This is a genomic window from Streptomyces sp. RLB3-17, from assembly GCF_007113425.2.
Taxonomy (GTDB): domain Bacteria; phylum Actinomycetota; class Actinomycetes; order Streptomycetales; family Streptomycetaceae; genus Streptomyces; species Streptomyces mirabilis_D.
In genome coordinates, this window is sequence record NZ_CP041610.2 from 8766051 (window position 1) to 8781646 (window position 15596).

General features: G+C 70.3%; 18 protein-coding genes. 10 read left to right on the forward strand and 8 right to left on the reverse strand.

Going from position 1 to position 15596, the window contains the following annotated elements:
- Window positions 1-212 precede the first annotated feature (212 nt).
- Window positions 213-1139 (reverse strand): 2-hydroxy-3-oxopropionate reductase, encoded by a 927-nt coding sequence (locus FNV62_RS39215; RefSeq protein WP_143609603.1) that lies wholly within the window; start codon window positions 1137-1139, stop codon window positions 213-215.
- Between the two features lie 44 nt (window positions 1140-1183).
- Window positions 1184-2041 (reverse strand): TIM barrel protein, encoded by an 858-nt coding sequence (locus FNV62_RS39220; protein WP_143603341.1) that lies wholly within the window; start codon window positions 2039-2041, stop codon window positions 1184-1186.
- Between the two features lie 190 nt (window positions 2042-2231).
- Here FNV62_RS39220 and FNV62_RS39225 point away from each other — a divergent pair, with 190 nt between their 5' ends.
- From FNV62_RS39225 to FNV62_RS39255, 7 genes are all read left to right on the forward strand, one after another.
- On the forward strand, window positions 2232-2483 hold the full coding sequence (locus FNV62_RS39225) for a hypothetical protein (protein ID WP_097286782.1): 252 nt from the start codon (window positions 2232-2234) through the stop codon (window positions 2481-2483).
- The gene (locus FNV62_RS39230; protein WP_097286783.1) at window positions 2480-2848 is read left to right on the forward strand and encodes a helix-turn-helix domain-containing protein; all 369 of its coding nucleotides are present in this window, start codon (window positions 2480-2482) and stop codon (window positions 2846-2848) included. Before FNV62_RS39225 ends, FNV62_RS39230 begins: the two co-directional genes overlap by 4 nt.
- Window positions 2849-2981: 133 nt before the next feature.
- Window positions 2982-3497 carry a 2-oxo-4-hydroxy-4-carboxy-5-ureidoimidazoline decarboxylase gene (uraD, locus tag FNV62_RS39235; RefSeq protein WP_060894367.1) on the forward strand — a complete coding sequence of 172 codons (516 nt, stop codon included), beginning with the start codon at window positions 2982-2984 and terminating at the stop codon, window positions 3495-3497.
- Window positions 3494-3892, forward strand: a complete 399-nt coding sequence (uraH, locus tag FNV62_RS39240; RefSeq protein WP_060894368.1) for a hydroxyisourate hydrolase — start codon at window positions 3494-3496, stop codon at window positions 3890-3892. The genes uraD and uraH overlap by 4 nt, the downstream gene beginning before the upstream one ends.
- A gap of 5 nt (window positions 3893-3897) precedes the next feature.
- Window positions 3898-4845, forward strand: a complete 948-nt coding sequence (gene pucL / locus FNV62_RS39245; protein ID WP_054237055.1) for a factor-independent urate hydroxylase — start codon at window positions 3898-3900, stop codon at window positions 4843-4845.
- 131 nt (window positions 4846-4976) lie between these two features.
- Window positions 4977-6365: an 8-oxoguanine deaminase gene (locus tag FNV62_RS39250; RefSeq protein WP_144315876.1), complete on the forward strand. Its 1389-nt coding sequence runs from the start codon at window positions 4977-4979 to the stop codon at window positions 6363-6365.
- Between the two features lie 267 nt (window positions 6366-6632).
- Window positions 6633-8030, forward strand: coding sequence for a nucleobase:cation symporter-2 family protein (locus FNV62_RS39255; RefSeq protein WP_097286788.1), 1398 nt, complete (start codon window positions 6633-6635; stop codon window positions 8028-8030).
- A 70-nt stretch (window positions 8031-8100) separates the two neighbouring features.
- Here FNV62_RS39255 and FNV62_RS39260 read toward each other — a convergent pair whose 3' ends face one another.
- Together FNV62_RS39260 and FNV62_RS39265 are read right to left on the reverse strand one after the other, a co-directional pair.
- Window positions 8101-8928 (reverse strand): chitosanase, encoded by an 828-nt coding sequence (locus tag FNV62_RS39260; RefSeq protein WP_225900523.1) that lies wholly within the window; start codon window positions 8926-8928, stop codon window positions 8101-8103.
- 157 nt (window positions 8929-9085) lie between these two features.
- Window positions 9086-10492, reverse strand: a complete 1407-nt coding sequence (locus FNV62_RS39265; protein WP_186003237.1) for an MFS transporter — start codon at window positions 10490-10492, stop codon at window positions 9086-9088.
- A 205-nt stretch (window positions 10493-10697) separates the two neighbouring features.
- Here FNV62_RS39265 and FNV62_RS39270 point away from each other — a divergent pair, with 205 nt between their 5' ends.
- On the forward strand, window positions 10698-11099 hold the full coding sequence (locus FNV62_RS39270; protein WP_075032875.1) for a winged helix-turn-helix transcriptional regulator: 402 nt from the start codon (window positions 10698-10700) through the stop codon (window positions 11097-11099).
- A gap of 21 nt (window positions 11100-11120) precedes the next feature.
- Here FNV62_RS39270 and FNV62_RS39275 read toward each other — a convergent pair whose 3' ends face one another.
- From FNV62_RS39275 to FNV62_RS39290, 4 genes are all read right to left on the reverse strand, one after another.
- On the reverse strand, window positions 11121-11543 hold the full coding sequence (locus tag FNV62_RS39275; RefSeq protein ID WP_143628614.1) for an acyl-CoA thioesterase: 423 nt from the start codon (window positions 11541-11543) through the stop codon (window positions 11121-11123).
- Window positions 11544-11623: 80 nt separating this feature from the next.
- Window positions 11624-12253, reverse strand: a complete 630-nt coding sequence (locus FNV62_RS39280; protein ID WP_097286791.1) for a hypothetical protein — start codon at window positions 12251-12253, stop codon at window positions 11624-11626.
- Between the two features lie 162 nt (window positions 12254-12415).
- The gene (locus FNV62_RS39285; RefSeq protein ID WP_060894373.1) at window positions 12416-13015 is read right to left on the reverse strand and encodes a histidine phosphatase family protein; all 600 of its coding nucleotides are present in this window, start codon (window positions 13013-13015) and stop codon (window positions 12416-12418) included.
- Between the two features lie 90 nt (window positions 13016-13105).
- A complete protein-coding gene (locus FNV62_RS39290; RefSeq protein ID WP_143628616.1) occupies window positions 13106-14314 on the reverse strand; it encodes a pyridoxal phosphate-dependent aminotransferase in 1209 nt (402 codons plus the stop codon).
- A gap of 85 nt (window positions 14315-14399) precedes the next feature.
- Between FNV62_RS39290 and FNV62_RS39295 the strand changes: the two genes are divergently transcribed.
- Together FNV62_RS39295 and FNV62_RS39300 are read left to right on the forward strand one after the other, a co-directional pair.
- On the forward strand, window positions 14400-15035 hold the full coding sequence (locus FNV62_RS39295) for a winged helix-turn-helix transcriptional regulator (RefSeq protein ID WP_225900524.1): 636 nt from the start codon (window positions 14400-14402) through the stop codon (window positions 15033-15035).
- A gap of 104 nt (window positions 15036-15139) precedes the next feature.
- A complete protein-coding gene (locus FNV62_RS39300) occupies window positions 15140-15526 on the forward strand; it encodes a hypothetical protein (RefSeq protein WP_054237063.1) in 387 nt (128 codons plus the stop codon).
- Window positions 15527-15596 lie beyond the last annotated feature (70 nt).

The window sequence follows — 15596 nt, forward strand, 5'->3', positions numbered from 1 at the left end:
CGTGTTTGCGCCCGACGCCGCGCGGCTGCGCCCGAGGTGCCGGGGCCGTACCCGGTCTGTGTGCCCGGTCTGCGTCCGACGCCGTCAGGCCGCGTCCGGTGTGCCGGGGCTGCGCCTGTCGTGTCGGGCCGCGCCCGATGCGCCGGTCGCGCCCGACGCACGGGCCTCGACCGCCGTGTCGGGGTTGTGCCCCTCGTGCCGGGGCGGGCTCGTCAGAGTTGTGCGCCCGAGAGGCGTTCCACGGAGCGGAGGAGGGCCGAGTGGTCGAGGCCGCCGTCGCCCTGGGCGCGCAGGGAGGCGACGAGCTGGGCGACCACGGCACCCACCGGCAGCGCGGCGCCGACCGTGCGGGCGGCGTCCGTGACGATGCCCATGTCCTTGTGGTGCAGGTCGATGCGGAAGCCCGGCTTGAAGTCGCGGTTCAGGAAGTTGTCCTTCTTCCGCGTCAGTACGGTGGAGCCGGCGAGCCCGCCGCCCAGGACGTCGAGCGCGGCCTTCAGGTCCACGCCGGACTTCTCCAGGAAGACCACGGCCTCGGCGCACGCCTGGATGTTCACGGCGACGATCAGCTGGTTCGCGGCCTTCACGGTCTGGCCGGAGCCGTGCGGACCGCAGAGCACGATGGTCTTGCCGAGCGCCTCGAAGAGCGGCTCGGCCTCGTCGAAGTCGGCCTGCTCGCCGCCGACCATGATCGACAGCACGGCCTCGATCGCCCCGGCCTCGCCGCCGGACACGGGAGCGTCCAGAACCCGGATCCCCTTCGCGGCGGCCGCCTTCGCGAGGTCGATGGAGGTCTGCGGGGTGATCGACGACATGTCGATCAGCAGCGCGCCGGACCTCGCGTTCTCCAGGATGCCGTCGGGGCCGTACGCGATGGCCTCGACCTGCGGGGAGGCAGGCACCATCGTGATCACCACGTCGGCGTCCCGAACGGCCTCGGCGATCGAACCGGCGGCCGTACCGCCCGCGGCGGCGAGGCGCTCCAGCTTGTCCCGCTCCAGCGTGAACCCGGTGACGTCGTACCCGGCCTTGATCAGGTTCTCCGACATGGGGGAGCCCATGATGCCGAGACCGATCCAGGCGACCGCCGGACGGGCCGGGCGGTTCGGATGGGAAGAATCTGCAAGAGTGCTGCTCATGAGGGTGCCTCTCTGACTGCTGTGATACGTCGATGAGTTGCCGCTCAGCGGGCGGCTCGGGCCTCGGCCGGCAGCCAGTCGAAGGCCGCCGCGCTCGGACGGTCGCCCGGCTTGTACTCCAGGCCGACCCAGCCCTCGTAGCCGGCCTTCCTCAGCCGGCCGAGCAGGTCCTCCAGGGGCAGGGTCCCGGTGCCCGGGGCGCCGCGCCCGGGGTTGTCGGCGATCTGCACGTGGCCGGTCTTCGCGGCGTACCGCTCGATCACCGACGGCAGGTCCTCGCCGTTCATGGACAGGTGGTACAGGTCCATGAGGAACCTGGCGTTGCCGAGGCCGGTCGCCTCGTTGACCCGGTCGACGACGGCGACTCCCGCCGGGGCGCTCACCAGGGGATAGAGCGGCGACTCGGGCTGGTTGAGGGTCTCGATCAGGAGGATCGCGCCGATCCGGTCGGCGGCCCGCGCCGCGAGGACCAGGTTCTCCAGCGCGAGCGCGTCCTGCGCGGCCGCCTCCACGCCCTCGACACGGTTGCCGTACAGCGCGTTGAGGGCCTTGCAGCCCAGCGACCGCGCGAAGTCGGCCGCCACGTCGATGTTGGCGCGGAACCGCTCCGACTCGGTGCCGGGGATCGACAGCGCGCCCCGGTCGGGGCCGGGCAGCTGTCCGGCGTAGAAGTTCAGCCCCGTCAGCTGGACGCCCCCGTCCTCGATCGCCTTCTTCAAGGCGTCGAGTTCGGACCGCTCCGGGGTGGGGGAGTCGACCCAGGGCCACCACAGCTCGACCGCGGTGAAGCCCGCCGCGGCGGCGGCCGCGGGGCGCTCCAGGAGCGGGAGTTCGGTGAAGAGGATCGACAGGTTGACGTTGAAGCGTTGCTCGGTGGCTGTGCCCCATTCGGAACCCGGCATGTGGCTCGGCGCTCCCTTCCGTGTCGAGACCTTCGCCTCGGTGTCGAGACGTTCGCCGGCGAGTGTCGAGACGTCATTGAATTCCGTATTACGGAAGTTGGTTTCTGCTTAATGGAAGACTGCCGCCGGGCGTCGAGGCTTGTCAAGAGGGGGCTGCCGGAAAATCGGCACCGCGCAGTAGGTTGAGCGCGTGCGATTGAGAGTGGAGTTCACGACCGAGCCCTTCGACCTCGACGAGGCGCCCCCGCACGCGCTGGTCGCCCGCGAGGTCATCGAGGCGGCCGAACTGGACGCCGTGGACGTCGGCCCGTTCGGCAACACCGCCGAGGGGGAAGCGGACGCGGTGCTCACCGCGGTCGACGCGCTGCTGCGCCGGGCTCTGGCGGCCGGCGCCACCAGGGTCTCGCTGCAGGTGAACGCGGTCGGGGAGGGCGATAAGTGACCGGTATCGGAGACGACCCCTTCGTCGCGGCGGTCAAGCCGCTGGTCGACGCCATGGGGGGCGAGATGGTGGCGCCCGACCGGGCCGGCCCCGATGACGTCGTGCTCTCCTGGGAGGGTGTGGACGTGGTTGCCGTACGGCTGCCGCAGCTCGCCGACTCGCTCGATCACATCCTGGTCGCCCTGGAGCGCAAGCAGGGCAAGCCGCTGGCCGACCTCGACCGCAAGTCCAAGCAGGAGGTCGTACGGGCGCTCGAGGCCCGCGGAGCCTTCTCGGTGCGGCACGGCGTGGAGACGGTGGCGAGCGCGCTGGGCGTCAGCCGCTTCACCGTCTACAACTACCTGAACCGCGAGAAGGAGGCCTGAGCGCCGGGCGGCGGTTGTCGCCTCGCGCGGGGCGTCGGTTGTTACCTCGATTTTTCAACAAAGTGTTGACGTGGTGTTTCCGAGGGCGTTAGCTAGCCGCAGCCCGTCCAGCACAAGGCCACGGAGGCTTCCCGTGACTTCGAGTACGACACCCGGCGGCCTCGCCCGGTTCAACGCCCTGGAGGAGCACGCGGCCCACGCCGCCCTCCGCGAGGCGTGCGCGTCGACGGCCTGGGTGCGCACCCTGCTCGCCCACCGCCCGTACACCACCCCCGACGACCTCTTCGCCGCGAGCGACGCCGCCATGGCCGAGCTGACCGCCGAGGACCTGGCGGAGGCGATGGCGGGGCACCCGCCGATCGGGCGGCCGAAGCCCGGGGACCCCACCTCCTCCCGGGAGCAGCGCGGCATGGCCGGCGCCTCCGCGGAGCTCAAGGAGGAGATGCTCGAACTGAACCTGGCGTACCAGGAGAGGTTCGGCCATGTCTTCCTGATCTGCGCCACCGGCCGGACCGGCGAGCAGATGCGCGACGCGGTCAAGGAACGGATCGGCAACTCGCCCGAGCAGGAGCGCGAGATCGTCCGCTCCGAACTGGGCAAGATCAACCGCATCCGGCTGGCCCGTCTCGTGGAGGAGGAGAACGTATGAGCACCGACACCACCGCATCCGTGTCCACGCACATCCTGGACACCAGCGTCGGACGCCCCGCCGAGGGCGTCGCCGTCCGGCTCGCGGCCCGCGGCGGCCGCACGGCGGACTGGCGGGAGCTCGGCGGCTCCGCGACCGACGCGGACGGGCGGTGCAAGGACCTCCCGGCGCTGCCGGAGGGGACGACCCACGTACGGCTCGACTTCGAGGTCGAGGCGTACTTCGAGAAGAAGCAAGCCGATGCGCAGCAGGACGCCCCCGCGAATCGGGACAGCGGTGCGAGCGGAGTGTTCTTCCCCGAGGTGACGATCACCTTCGCCGTCAGGCCGGGCGAGCACTACCACGTACCGCTGCTGCTCAACCCGTTCGGCTACTCCGTTTACCGAGGGAGCTAGCAGAAATGACCGACAATTCCCACCGCGGTCGCCCTGTGATGCTGGGGCAGAACCAGTACGGCAAGGCCGAGAACCGCGTCGTGAAGATCACCCGCGACGGGGCGACGCACCACATCAAGGACCTGAACGTGTCCGTGGCGCTGAGCGGCGACATGGAAGAGGTCCACTACTCGGGCTCCAACGCGAACGTCCTGCCGACGGACACCACCAAGAACACGGTGTACGCCTTCGCCAAGGAGTACGGCATCGAGTCCGCCGAACAGTTCGGCATCCACCTCGCCCGGCACTTCGTGACCTCGCAGGAGCCGATCAAGACGGCGCGCATCCGCATCGAGGAGTACGCCTGGGAGCGCATCGAGACCTCCGACGCCAACTCCAGGTTCATCGGCGCCGACGACGTCAAGCACTCCTTCGTGCGCAAGGGCCAGGAGACCCGGGTCACCCAGATCACCTATGACGGCTCGTCGTGGGAGGTCATCTCGGGGCTGAAGGACCTCGTCGTGATGAACTCGACGAACTCCGAGTTCTGGGGCTACGTCAAGGACAAGTACACGACGCTCCCCGAGGCGTACGACCGCATCCTGGCCACCCAGGTCTCCGGCCGCTGGCGCTTCAACTGGACCGGCGACGAGCAGAAGATGCCCAACTGGGAGAAGTCCTACGACCAGGTCAGGAAGCACATGCTCCAGGCCTTCGCGGAGACCTACTCTCTGTCGCTGCAGCAGACCCTCTATCAGATGGGCTCGCGGATCATCGAGAACCGCAGCGAGATCGACGAGGTCCGTTTCTCCCTTCCCAACAAGCACCATTTCCTCGTTGACCTCAAGCCGTTCGGGCTCGAGAACGACAACGAGGTGTACTTCGCGGCCGACCGGCCCTACGGACTGATCGAGGCCACCATCCTGCGCGAGGGCTGCGAGCCGCACATCCCGGTGGACCTCACCAACCTCTGAGTCAACCTCTGAGCCAACCTCCGAGGTCTGGCGAAGGCCCCTCCTTCGGCACCCGTGGCGTCGACAGCCGCGGCACTCAAACCTCCTAGGGTCCTGCCGTGCCCACCCCTCGAAACGAAGAAGGACGCACCATGGCAGCATCGGCAGAAGTCCGGCGTATCGTCATCGAGAACTGTGCGATCGCGACGGTGGACGCGGGCGACACCGAGTACGCCTCGGGCCATGTCGTCGTCGCGGACAACCGCATCGAGTCGCTCGGCGCGGGCAGGGCCCCGGAGGGCCTGGAGAACGTCGTACGCCGTATCGACGCCACGGGCCACCTCGTGACCCCCGGCCTGGTCAACACCCACCACCACTTCTACCAGTGGATCACCCGCGGCCTGGCCACCGACCACAACCTCTTCAACTGGCTCGTCGCGCTTTACCCGACCTGGGCGCGCATCGACGAGCGGATGGTGTCCGCCGCCGCGCAGGGCTCCCTCGCCATGATGGCCCGCGGCGGTGTCACCACCGCCATGGACCACCACTACGTCTTCCCGCGGGGCTCCGGCGACCTGTCCGGCGCCATCATCCGGGCCGCCCGCCAGATGGGCGTCCGCTTCACCCTCGCCCGCGGCTCCATGGACCGCAGCGAGAAGGACGGCGGGCTGCCGCCGGACTTCGCCGTCGAGACCCTCGAAGGTGCCCTCGCCGCCACCGAGGCGACCGTCGACGAGCACCACGACCCCTCCTTCGGCGCCATGACCCAGGTGGCCGTCGCGCCCTGCTCGCCCTTCTCCGTCTCCACCGAACTCATGTGTCAGGGCGCCGAGTTGGCCCGCCGCAAGGGCGTACGACTGCACACGCACGGCTCGGAGACCGTGGAGGAGGAGCAGTTCTGCAAGGAGCTGTTCGGCATGGGCCCGACCGAGTACTTCGAGTCCACCGGCTGGCTCGGCGAGGACGTGTGGATGGCGCACTGCGTCCACATGAACGACTCCGACATCGCCGCCTTCGCTCGTACGAAGACCGGTGTCGCCCACTGTCCCTCGTCCAACGCCCGTCTCGCGGCCGGCATCGCCCGCGTTCCGGACATGCTCGCGGCCGGCGTCCCGGTCGGCCTCGGCGTCGACGGCACCGCCTCGAACGAGTCCGGCGAACTCCACACCGAACTGCGCAACGCCCTCCTCATCAACCGCCTTGGCGCCCACCGGGAAGCCGCCCTGAACGCCCGTCAGGCGCTGCGCCTTGGCACCTACGGCGGCGCCCAGGTCCTGGGCAGGGCGGCGGAGATCGGTTCCCTGGAGCCGGGCAAGCTCGCCGACCTCGTGCTGTGGAAGCTGGACACCCTCGCGCACGCCTCGATCGCCGACCCGGTGACCGCGCTGGTCTTCGGCGCGGCGGCCCCGGTCACGCTCTCGCTCGTGGGCGGCGAGCCGGTGGTGGAGAACGGCCGGCTCCTGCACGTCGACGAGGACGCCATCGCCCGCGCCACGCGGGAGGAGGCGCAGCGCCTCGCGCGGATCGCCGCGGAGGCCTGATCGCCGTACGCGATCTCCTTGGGCCGTAAGGGCACTTGGACCCGTCCGGCACTTGATCTCCGGCTGAGGGGGACGGCCCTCGGCCGGTAGCCGTGGACCCGAGCGGGGTCCATGGCGGCCGTCTCCGGGGCGTGCATGGACGTGCGCGCCCCGGAACGGTCACCCTCGCCCCTCTTGGGGCGTTCCGTCCCCCGGTCCCGCACGACCGCGCACCACCTCCTGAAACCCACGTCAGAGCCGACGTGTTACCCGCCCGGAGGAGCCGCCGTGACCGCCCACCCCGTCGACGAGAAACTGCCCGCACTCAAGATGGCCACCACGGGTCTGCAACACGTGGCCGCCATGTACGCGGGAGTCGTCGCCCCACCCCTGATCGTCGGCGCCGCCGTCGGTCTGTCCCCCACCGAGCTGACGTTCCTCACCGGCGCCTGCCTGTTCACCGCGGGCCTCGCCACCTTCCTCCAGACCCTCGGCTTCTGGAAGATCGGAGCGCGGCTGCCGTTCGTCAACGGCGTCACCTTCGCGGGCGTCGCCCCCATGACCGCCGTCGTCGCCTCCACCAAGGACAGGTCCGACGCCCTGCCGATCATCTTCGGCGCGGTGATGGTCGCGGGCGTCCTGGGCTTCGTGGCGGCCCCCTTCTTCAGCAAGGCCGTCCGCTTCTTCCCGCCCGTCGTCACCGGCACCGTCATCACCCTCATAGGTGTCTCGCTGCTGCCGGTCGCCTTCGGCTGGGCGCAGGGACCCGATCCCGCGGCGCACGACTACGGTTCGCCGACCTACCTGGGCCTCGCGGCGGCCACGCTCGTGCTCGTGCTGCTGCTGCGCCGCTTCACCCGCGGTTTCGTCAAGCAGATCGCCGTGCTGCTCGGCCTGGTCATCGGCACGCTGGTGGCGATCCCGTTCGGCGTCACGGACTTCGGTCCGGTGACCGACGCGGCCGTGGTCGGCTTCCCGACCCCGTTCCACTTCGGCGCCCCGCAGTTCCAGCTCGCCGCGATCCTCTCGCTGTGCGTGGTCATGGTGGTCTCGATGACCGAATCGACCGCGGACATGCTGGCGTTGGGCGAGATCGTCGAGCGTCCGGCCGACGAGCGGACCATCGCGGCGGGCCTGCGCGCGGACACCCTCGGCTCGGCCCTCAGCCCGCTCTTCAACGGCTTCATGTGCAGTGCCTTCGCGCAGAACATCGGGCTGGTCGCGATGACACGGATCCGCAGCCGGTACGTCGTCGCCACCGGCGGTGGATTCCTGGTGCTGATGGGCCTGTGCCCGATGGCCGCGTCGCTGATCGCCGTCGTACCGCGCCCGGTCCTCGGCGGGGCGGGCGTCGTCCTGTTCGGCTCGGTCGCGGCCAGCGGCATCCAGACCCTGGTCAGGGCCGGCCTGGAGAAGGACAACAACGTCCTGATCGTCGCCGTGTCGCTGGCCGTCGGGATCATCCCGATCACCGCGCCGCACTTCTACCACGCGTTCCCCCAGACCGCGCGGATCGTCCTGGACTCGGGGATCTCCACGGGGTGCGTGGCGGCCGTCCTGCTCAACCTCGTCTTCAACCACCTGGGCCGACACCGGGACGACGACGAGGTCACGGCCCCGATGGAGCCGGGCGAGGAGATCGTGGACCGACGCACCGGTCCCGGCCCCGCGGTGGTGGGCGCCTAGCGGTCCGGGTCAGGATCCATGCCCCGGGGGCCGGGTGATCCGCACCCCGCCCCGGGGCCGGGTCTCGGTCTCAGCCGATGTGGTAGCTGTCCCCGTACACCTTCCAGTTCAGTGGCGGATCGAGGTTCAGGTTCCGCTTCTGCAGGAACACCCGCTGTTCGGTGTCGACGCGGGTGGTGTCGGAGTGGGCCTCCTCCTGCTTCATCGCCCAGACGCGCGCGTCGAGGAAGGCGTTCAGATACGTCACCTCGTCGCCGCCCTGGGCCGGCGGCTTGGCCTTGGCCAGGGCACGCCTGCGGATGTTGCTGAAGCTGGTGCTGTCGCCGCCGTCGCCGTGCATCACGATGGCGTCGTAGTAGGTGAACTGGCCGAGGACGCCGATGCCGTCGGTCTTGCCCTGGGCGACGGCGGGGTTGAAGTAGACCCGGTCCCGCTCGTCGTTCTGGGCCTGCTGGAACGCGGTGTCCTGGGCGGCCTTGCGCCAGTCGGCGGGGAAGCCGGGGTCCAGGCCCTGGTGGGAGTCGCTGCCGTTCACCTTGCGCAGGGCGGGCAGGTACTTGGCGAGGACGTTGCCGGGCTTGCGCTGGGTGTACAGCTCGACCAGGTCCAGCATGTCGCCGGTGCCCGAACAGAAGCCGATGATGCCGGCCGTGTAGCCGCGCCCGTCACCGATGTCCTCGATGTACTTGTACTGCGCTTTCCAGTCCAGCGAGGAGTTCTCCGCGCTGGAGACCAGCTTCATGGCGATCTCCTTCTTCGCCGGGTCGTCCAGGCCGCCGGAGGCGGCGGCCTGGGACTGGGTCGCGAGGAGGGGGCCTGCCACGAGCGAGGCTCCGATCAGGGTGAGCAGTGTGCGCCGTGAGGTGTGGAGCGGGGGATCTATGTGGGGGGTGTGCACGGTACCTCCGATGAGGGGAGTGTTGCGTCCACGTACTGTTAGGAAAGTTTCCTACCAGAGATTTCGAACGGCGTACACCCGCCTGGCGAGGCCGAGTTGGCGCTCCTTACATGGCTGCCGGGTGCCCCTGGGGCAGGAGCTGAGCGTGCAGCCCTGGTCAGGACCGGTTACGAGGGGAAAGGCGCGTCGTCCATCGCTCGGGCCGGGTGGGGGAGACATGCGGGGCATGTCCCCGCCCCGGCCGCAGGATCGCCGCCGCCAGGACCAGGGCCGCCAGCGCGATCCCCGTGGCCACCGTGAACGCCAGCCGGTAACCGTCCGCCAGGGCCGCCACGGCTCCCTCGCCCCCACCGGCCAGGCGCTCCGTACGACTCGCCGCCAGCGTCGTCAGCACGGCCAGCCCCAGCGAACCGCCCACCACCTGCGTGGTGTTGAAGAGCCCGGAGGCCAGTCCCGCGTCCTCCTCCCGGGCGCCCGTCATGGCAAGGCCCGTCACCGCGGGCATCGCGGCCGCGAAACCGGCGGCGAGCAGCAGCATCGCCGGCAGTACGTCGGCGGCGTACGAGCCGCCGGCCGGGGCCCGGCTCAGCAGGGCCATGCCTCCGGTGATCAGGACGAGCCCGGCGAGCAGCACCCGGTACGGACCGAACCGGGCGATCGTCCGCGCGGACAGGGTCAGCATCAGCACCCCGATCGCGATCGGCGCGGGGAGGAACGCGGTGCCGGTGGCCAACTCGCTGTACCCGAGAACGCGTTGCAGGTAGAGCGCACCGATGTACTGAAAGCCGAACATCCCCGCGACCATCAGGATCTGCACCCCGTTGGCGCCGCTCAGGGCGCGGGAGCGGAAGAGTCGCAGCCGCAGCAGCGGACGGGCGGCCCGCGCCTGACGCAGGAAGAAGCCGACGTAGAGGCCGAGTGAGACCACGGCCAGTGCGAGCGTGGTCCCCGGATCCCGGTCGCCCGCGCCGACGATCGTGTACACCGTCAGCATCAGCGCGCCCGTGACCAGCGCCGCGCCCGGATAGTCTGCGCCCTTGCCGAGCCCGACTCCCCGGTCCGGGGCGAGGATCCGGATCGCGGCGAGCCACGCGACCACTCCGATCGGCAGGTTGATCAGAAAGATCCAGTGCCAGCCGACCGTCTGGGTCAGCGCCCCGCCGAGGAAGGTGCCGAGCGCCCCGCCCGCCGCGCCGACCGCGCTGAACACCGCGATGGCGCGGGCCTGTTCACGCGGTTCGGGGAAGAGTGCGACCAGCATGCCGAGGACGACGGCCGAGGTCATCGCCCCGCCGACACCCTGCAGCGCTCGGGCCGCGACCAGCAGGCCCCGGCCGGTGGCGACCCCGCACAGCACGGACGCCGCCGTGAACACCACGAGCCCGGCGGCGAACATCCGCCTGCGCCCCACGAGGTCCCCGAGCCGGCCCACGAGCAGCAACAGCCCCCCGAACGGGATCAGATACGCGTTCACCACCCAGGCGAGCCCCGGCCCCGAGAACCCCAGATCACTCTGGATCGCGGGCATCGCGACCGTGACGATGTTCCCGTCCAGGATCGTCATCAGGGTGCCCGCGCACAGAACGACGAGCGAGGCCCAGCGGGAGTACGGTCGGGGGACCGGCGGTGCGGACGGTGACTCGGTCCGGAACGGCATGACGACGACCTCCAGGTATGCGACCACGTGTGTGCCGCGCTTCCATAGGTGCACGACTTGTAACGGGGTTCATCGTGAGTGACCATGGAGATCGGCATAAGGAGGCACCTCAATGTCCCAAGGGAACACCGGTGTTACCCCGCAGGTCGTGCACGCGCAGGCGTGCCCGGTCCGCGAGGTTCTTGACAGGGTCGCCGGGAAATGGAGCGTGCAGATCATCGTGGCCGCCGCACACGGCCCGATCCGCTTCACCGAACTGGAGCGCAGCATCGAGGGGATCAGCCGCCGCATGCTCACCCTGACGCTGCGCAATCTGGAGCGCGACGGACTCCTCACCCGTACCGTCCACCCGATGGTCCCGCCCAAGGTCGAGTACGAACTCACGCCGGTGGCCGATGAGTTGCACGCCACCCTGCTGTCCCTCACGGACTGGGCGGAGCGGCACCGCGTCACGATCGCCGAGTCGCGCGCGGCCTACGACGCCCAGCACAGCCCGGAGTTGCTGGACGCGTAGACCACGCCACGCGGGGTGGGCTCAGAGGCCGAAGACGCTCGGATCCGCGGCCAGCGCGCGGAAGTACACGCGGGGGTCCGCGACCAACGTGCGCTCCTTGAGGTCCAGCAGCCCACCCACCGCGGTGAACTCGGCGGCCACCGTGCCGTCCGCCTTCCGTATCGTCTGCCCGATCCGGTAGGTCTTGCCCTCACCCCAGGCGAACGCGCAGGTCACCTCGGTCCGGTCCCCCGCACGCAACTCCCGCAGATAGCGGATCGTCGTCTCCAGGGTCACCGGTCCCACACCCTTGGACATCAGATCGGTCTGGCCTATCCCGGCCGCGTCGAGTAAGCACCAGCGGGCGTGTTCGGCGTACTGCAGATACACGCTCTGGTTCAGATGACCCTGGATGTCGGTCTCGTACCCGCGGACGGTCACGGGCACGGAAAACGGCTCAGCCACGACATTCCCTTCTTCGATCGTGTGTACGACAGCTGGAACGGGCGCCACTCTACTGAGGGGTGGCAGGGCGTCGAGGGACCTCACGCCCGCCGGGGTGAGGCCAGCACGTACCGCGCTCCCGTACGCGGCTCCGTGTGCTCGCCGACCTGCCAGCCCGCCTTCTCCAGCGTGGCCGCGCAGGCCCGCAGCGCCTCGGCGTCCGGCTCGCGCACGGCGACGGCCTCCGGCTGCGGAGTCGCCCGCACCCGATAGCCGGGGCCTTCCGCTGCCGCGGGGCGGTGCCCGGCGGCCTCCAGAGCGAGTGCGGCGGCCTGCACCAGATGCGTACGTTCCCATCCGCAGGGGCGGTCCACCGCCCCGTCCCGATGGGTCATCCGCCGCAGCTCCAGCAGCCCCTGCCAGGCACTGTGCACCTCGCGTGTGCGGGAGGGGCCGTCAACGGCGCTCTCCTCGCCGCCGATGCGCGCGGTGAACACGCCCGAGTCGGCGGGGGCGGCGGGAGGCTCAGGAGCCGCCGTCGGCTCCGGCGCCTCCCGTATCCGGTGCCCGGCGGGCGTCAGAAAATGGTCGTGCGGCGGCCGCGGATGCCGGAAGGCGAGCCCCCGCTTCACCAGCGCGGCGAGCTGCGCTTCCGTCCCCTTCAGCCGCCCGGTCACCGGGTCCGCCGCATCGATGACACGGCGCTGCGCGACGGTCGGCGGTCGTGTCATGACGGCACCCCTTTCCCTGCATCGGCCGCAGCGCCCCGTCAGGGCGCGGGGAACCGCGCGAACGGCCCCCACCGGCCCGCAGCCGAAGCACGACGCCCCCTGGGCCGACCCCGTCCCCGGTCCACTGGAACCCACTCGAAGACACTCGAAGACACTCGAAGACTACGACGGGGGTCTGACATTCCAGCCGGCCACGACATGCCGCCGATGCTCGGTGCTCAGCCGGCTCACCGTCCCGGTGGCGAGCTGGAACAACGCGCCGTCCGAAGCCCGCAGCCCCAGCCGCCGCGCGGTCAGCACCCGCAGAAAGTGCCCGTGGGAGATGAGGACGACGCTGCCCTCCGCCTCGGCGAGCGCCGCGTCGACCTTGGCGAGCATCCGCTCCGCCCGCGCCCCGACCTGCTCCGGGCTTTCCCCGGGATGCTCCGGCGGCCCCGGCGCGACCCCGTCGTCGAACAGGAACCAGTCGGGCCGGGTCCGGTGGATCTCCACAGTCGTGACCCCTTCGTACCCGCCGTAGTCCCACTCGCACAGGTCCGCGTCCACCCGCGCCCCCTGGACCCCGGCCAGCCGCGCCGTCTCCCGCGCCCGTTGCATCGGGCTCACGAACGCCGCCGCGATGTGGTGCGAGGCGACGAGCGGGGCCAGCCGCTTGGCCTGCTCGCGACCGTTCTCCGTCAGCGGGATGTCGGTCGATCCGGTGTGCCGCCCGGACAGGGACCACTCGGTCTCGCCGTGCCGCACGAGGATCAGGTCACCCATGGCCGACACCCTTCTCCGGTCCTGTCATTCCTTCCGTACGGTGTCATCGCCCCCGGGGGTCCGCAGGCCGGAGTGCGCCATACGGCGGCCCTACTGTCGATACCCGCCCAGGAACCGCCCGATCCGGCTGATCGCCGCGTCCAGGTCGTCGGCGTGCGGGAGGGTGAGGATGCGGAAGTGGTCGGGGCGGGGCCAGTTGAAGCCGGTGCCCTGGACGACCTGGATCTTCTCGCGGAGGAGGAGGTCCAGGACGAACTTCTCGTCGTCGTGGATCTTGTGGACCTCGGGGTCGATGCGGGGGAAGGCATACAGGGCGCCCTTGGGCTTGACGCAGGAGACGCCCGGGATCTCGTTGAGCTTCTCCCAGACGCGGTTGCGCTGTTCGTGGAGGCGGCCGCCGGGCGCGGTCAGTTCGTGGATGGACTGGCGGCCGCCGAGCGCGGCCTGGATGGCGTACTGGGCGGGCGCGTTGGGGCACAGCCGCATGGAGGCCAGCATGGTCAGGCCCTCCAGGTAGTTGCGGGCGTGCTGCTTGGGGCCCGTCACCACCAGCCAGCCCGAGCGGAAGCCCGCCACCCGGTACGTCTTGGACAGGCCGCAGAAGGTGAGGACCACCAGGTCGGGGGCGAGCGCCGCGGCCGAGTGGTGGACCGCGTCGTCGTACAGGATCTGGTCGTAGATCTCGTCCGCGAAGACCATCAGGCCGTGCCGGCGGGCGAGGTCGAGGATGCCCTCGATGATCTCCTGGGGGTAGACCGCGCCGGTCGGGTTGTTGGGGTTGATGATGACGACCGCGCGGGTGCGGTCGGTGATCTTCGACTCCATGTCGGCCAGGTCCGGGTACCAGTCCGACTGTTCGTCGCAGAGGTAGTGGACGGCCTTGCCGCCCGCGAGGGTCGTGACGGCCGTCCAGAGGGGGAAGTCAGGGGCGGGGATGAGGACTTCGTCGCCGTCCTCCACCAGCGCCTGGACCGCCATGGAGACCAGTTCGGAGACGCCGTTGCCGAGGAAGACGTCGTCCACGCCGACATCGAGGCCCCGTTCCTGGTAGCGCTGGGCGACCGCGCGGCGGGCGGAGAGGATGCCGCGCGATTCGGTGTAGCCGTGCGCCTGCGGCAGCATCCGGATCATGTCCTGGAGGATCTCCTCCGGCGCCTCGAAACCGAAGAGCGCGGGGTTGCCGGTGTTGAGGCGCAGCACGCTGTGGCCTGCCGCCTCCAGTGCGTCGGCCTGCTCGATCACCGGGCCGCGGATCTCGTAACAGACCTCGCTGAGCTTGCTCGACTGCCGGAACTCCATGCGCTGTGTCCTCCGGTTCGTGGTGTTGCTTGGTTTTACCAAGTGAGTGCTTGGAAAGTCCAACAACATGTCTAGACTGCGTCGCATGTCACCTCGCCGAAGCTACGACCAGTACTGTTCCGCGGCCCGCGCGCTCGACGCCGTCGGTGACCGCTGGACCCTCCTGATCGTCCGCGAGCTGCTCGGCGGCCCGCGCCGCTACACCGATCTGCACGCGGATCTGCCGGGCGTGAGCACGGACGTTCTCGCCTCCCGGCTCAAGGACATGGAGCGCGACGGACTGACGACCCGGCGCCGACTGCCGCCGCCGGGCGCCGCATACGTTTACGAACTCACCGGCCGGGGACGGGAGTTGCTGCCCGTGCTGCAGGCGCTCGGCGAGTGGGGCGCGCCCTCGCTGGGTGAGCGCGGGGCCACGGACGCCGTACGGGCGCACTGGTTCGCGCTGCCGCTGCTGCGGGGCCTGGCGGGGGAGGGCGCTGAAGGGTTGGTCGAAGTCCGCCTGGAGGAGGGGGAGTTCCATGTGTGGCTGGGCGCCGAGGAGGGGCCCGTGTACGGCGACGGGCCCGCCCCTGAGGAGCCGGACGCCCGGTTGACCCTGGACACCGGAACCTGCGCCGATGTGAGCCGCGGGACCTCGACCGTGCTGGACGCGGTGCGCGCGGGACGGATCGAGGTCACGGGGCAGAGCACTCTGGCCAAGGTGCTGCGCGGGGAGTGACGCCGGTACGGTCCCCGTAGCCGTCGCGCGCCGCTCGCGCCAGACACTTCCAGCGCGTTCGAAAACATTGCGGGCGGCGGGGCGGCGGCCACAGGGTGACTCGCATGCGTATCAAGAAGCCTCTGGCGGTGCTGTTCGGCGCCGCGGCGCTCGCCGTCGGTCTCGGCACCACCGCCGCACCTTCCGCGTCCGCCGCGAGCGGCTGTTGGTACAGCGGGAGCCACTGGTGGTGCAACAACCGTTCCGGCGCCCCGGTCTACGGCTACAAGGACCTGGCCCGGTTCTACCCGGACTCCAGCCGCATCGTCGGCTACATGTACTCCAACCCGAGCTGGTTCCAGTGCCGTTACGACGGCGGCAACCCGGACGAGTACGTGGGCGGCCCGCATCCCTACCGCTGGGAGTGGACCGAGGCCGACAACGGGGAGTACGGCTGGATGAAGGACACCGCCATCGGCAGCGAGACCAACACGCTCCCGGCCTGCTGGTAACGCACGACTCGCGACGCACACCTCGCAACGCACCACCCAGCACCTCACCGGACCGGAACCCGGGCGGGGG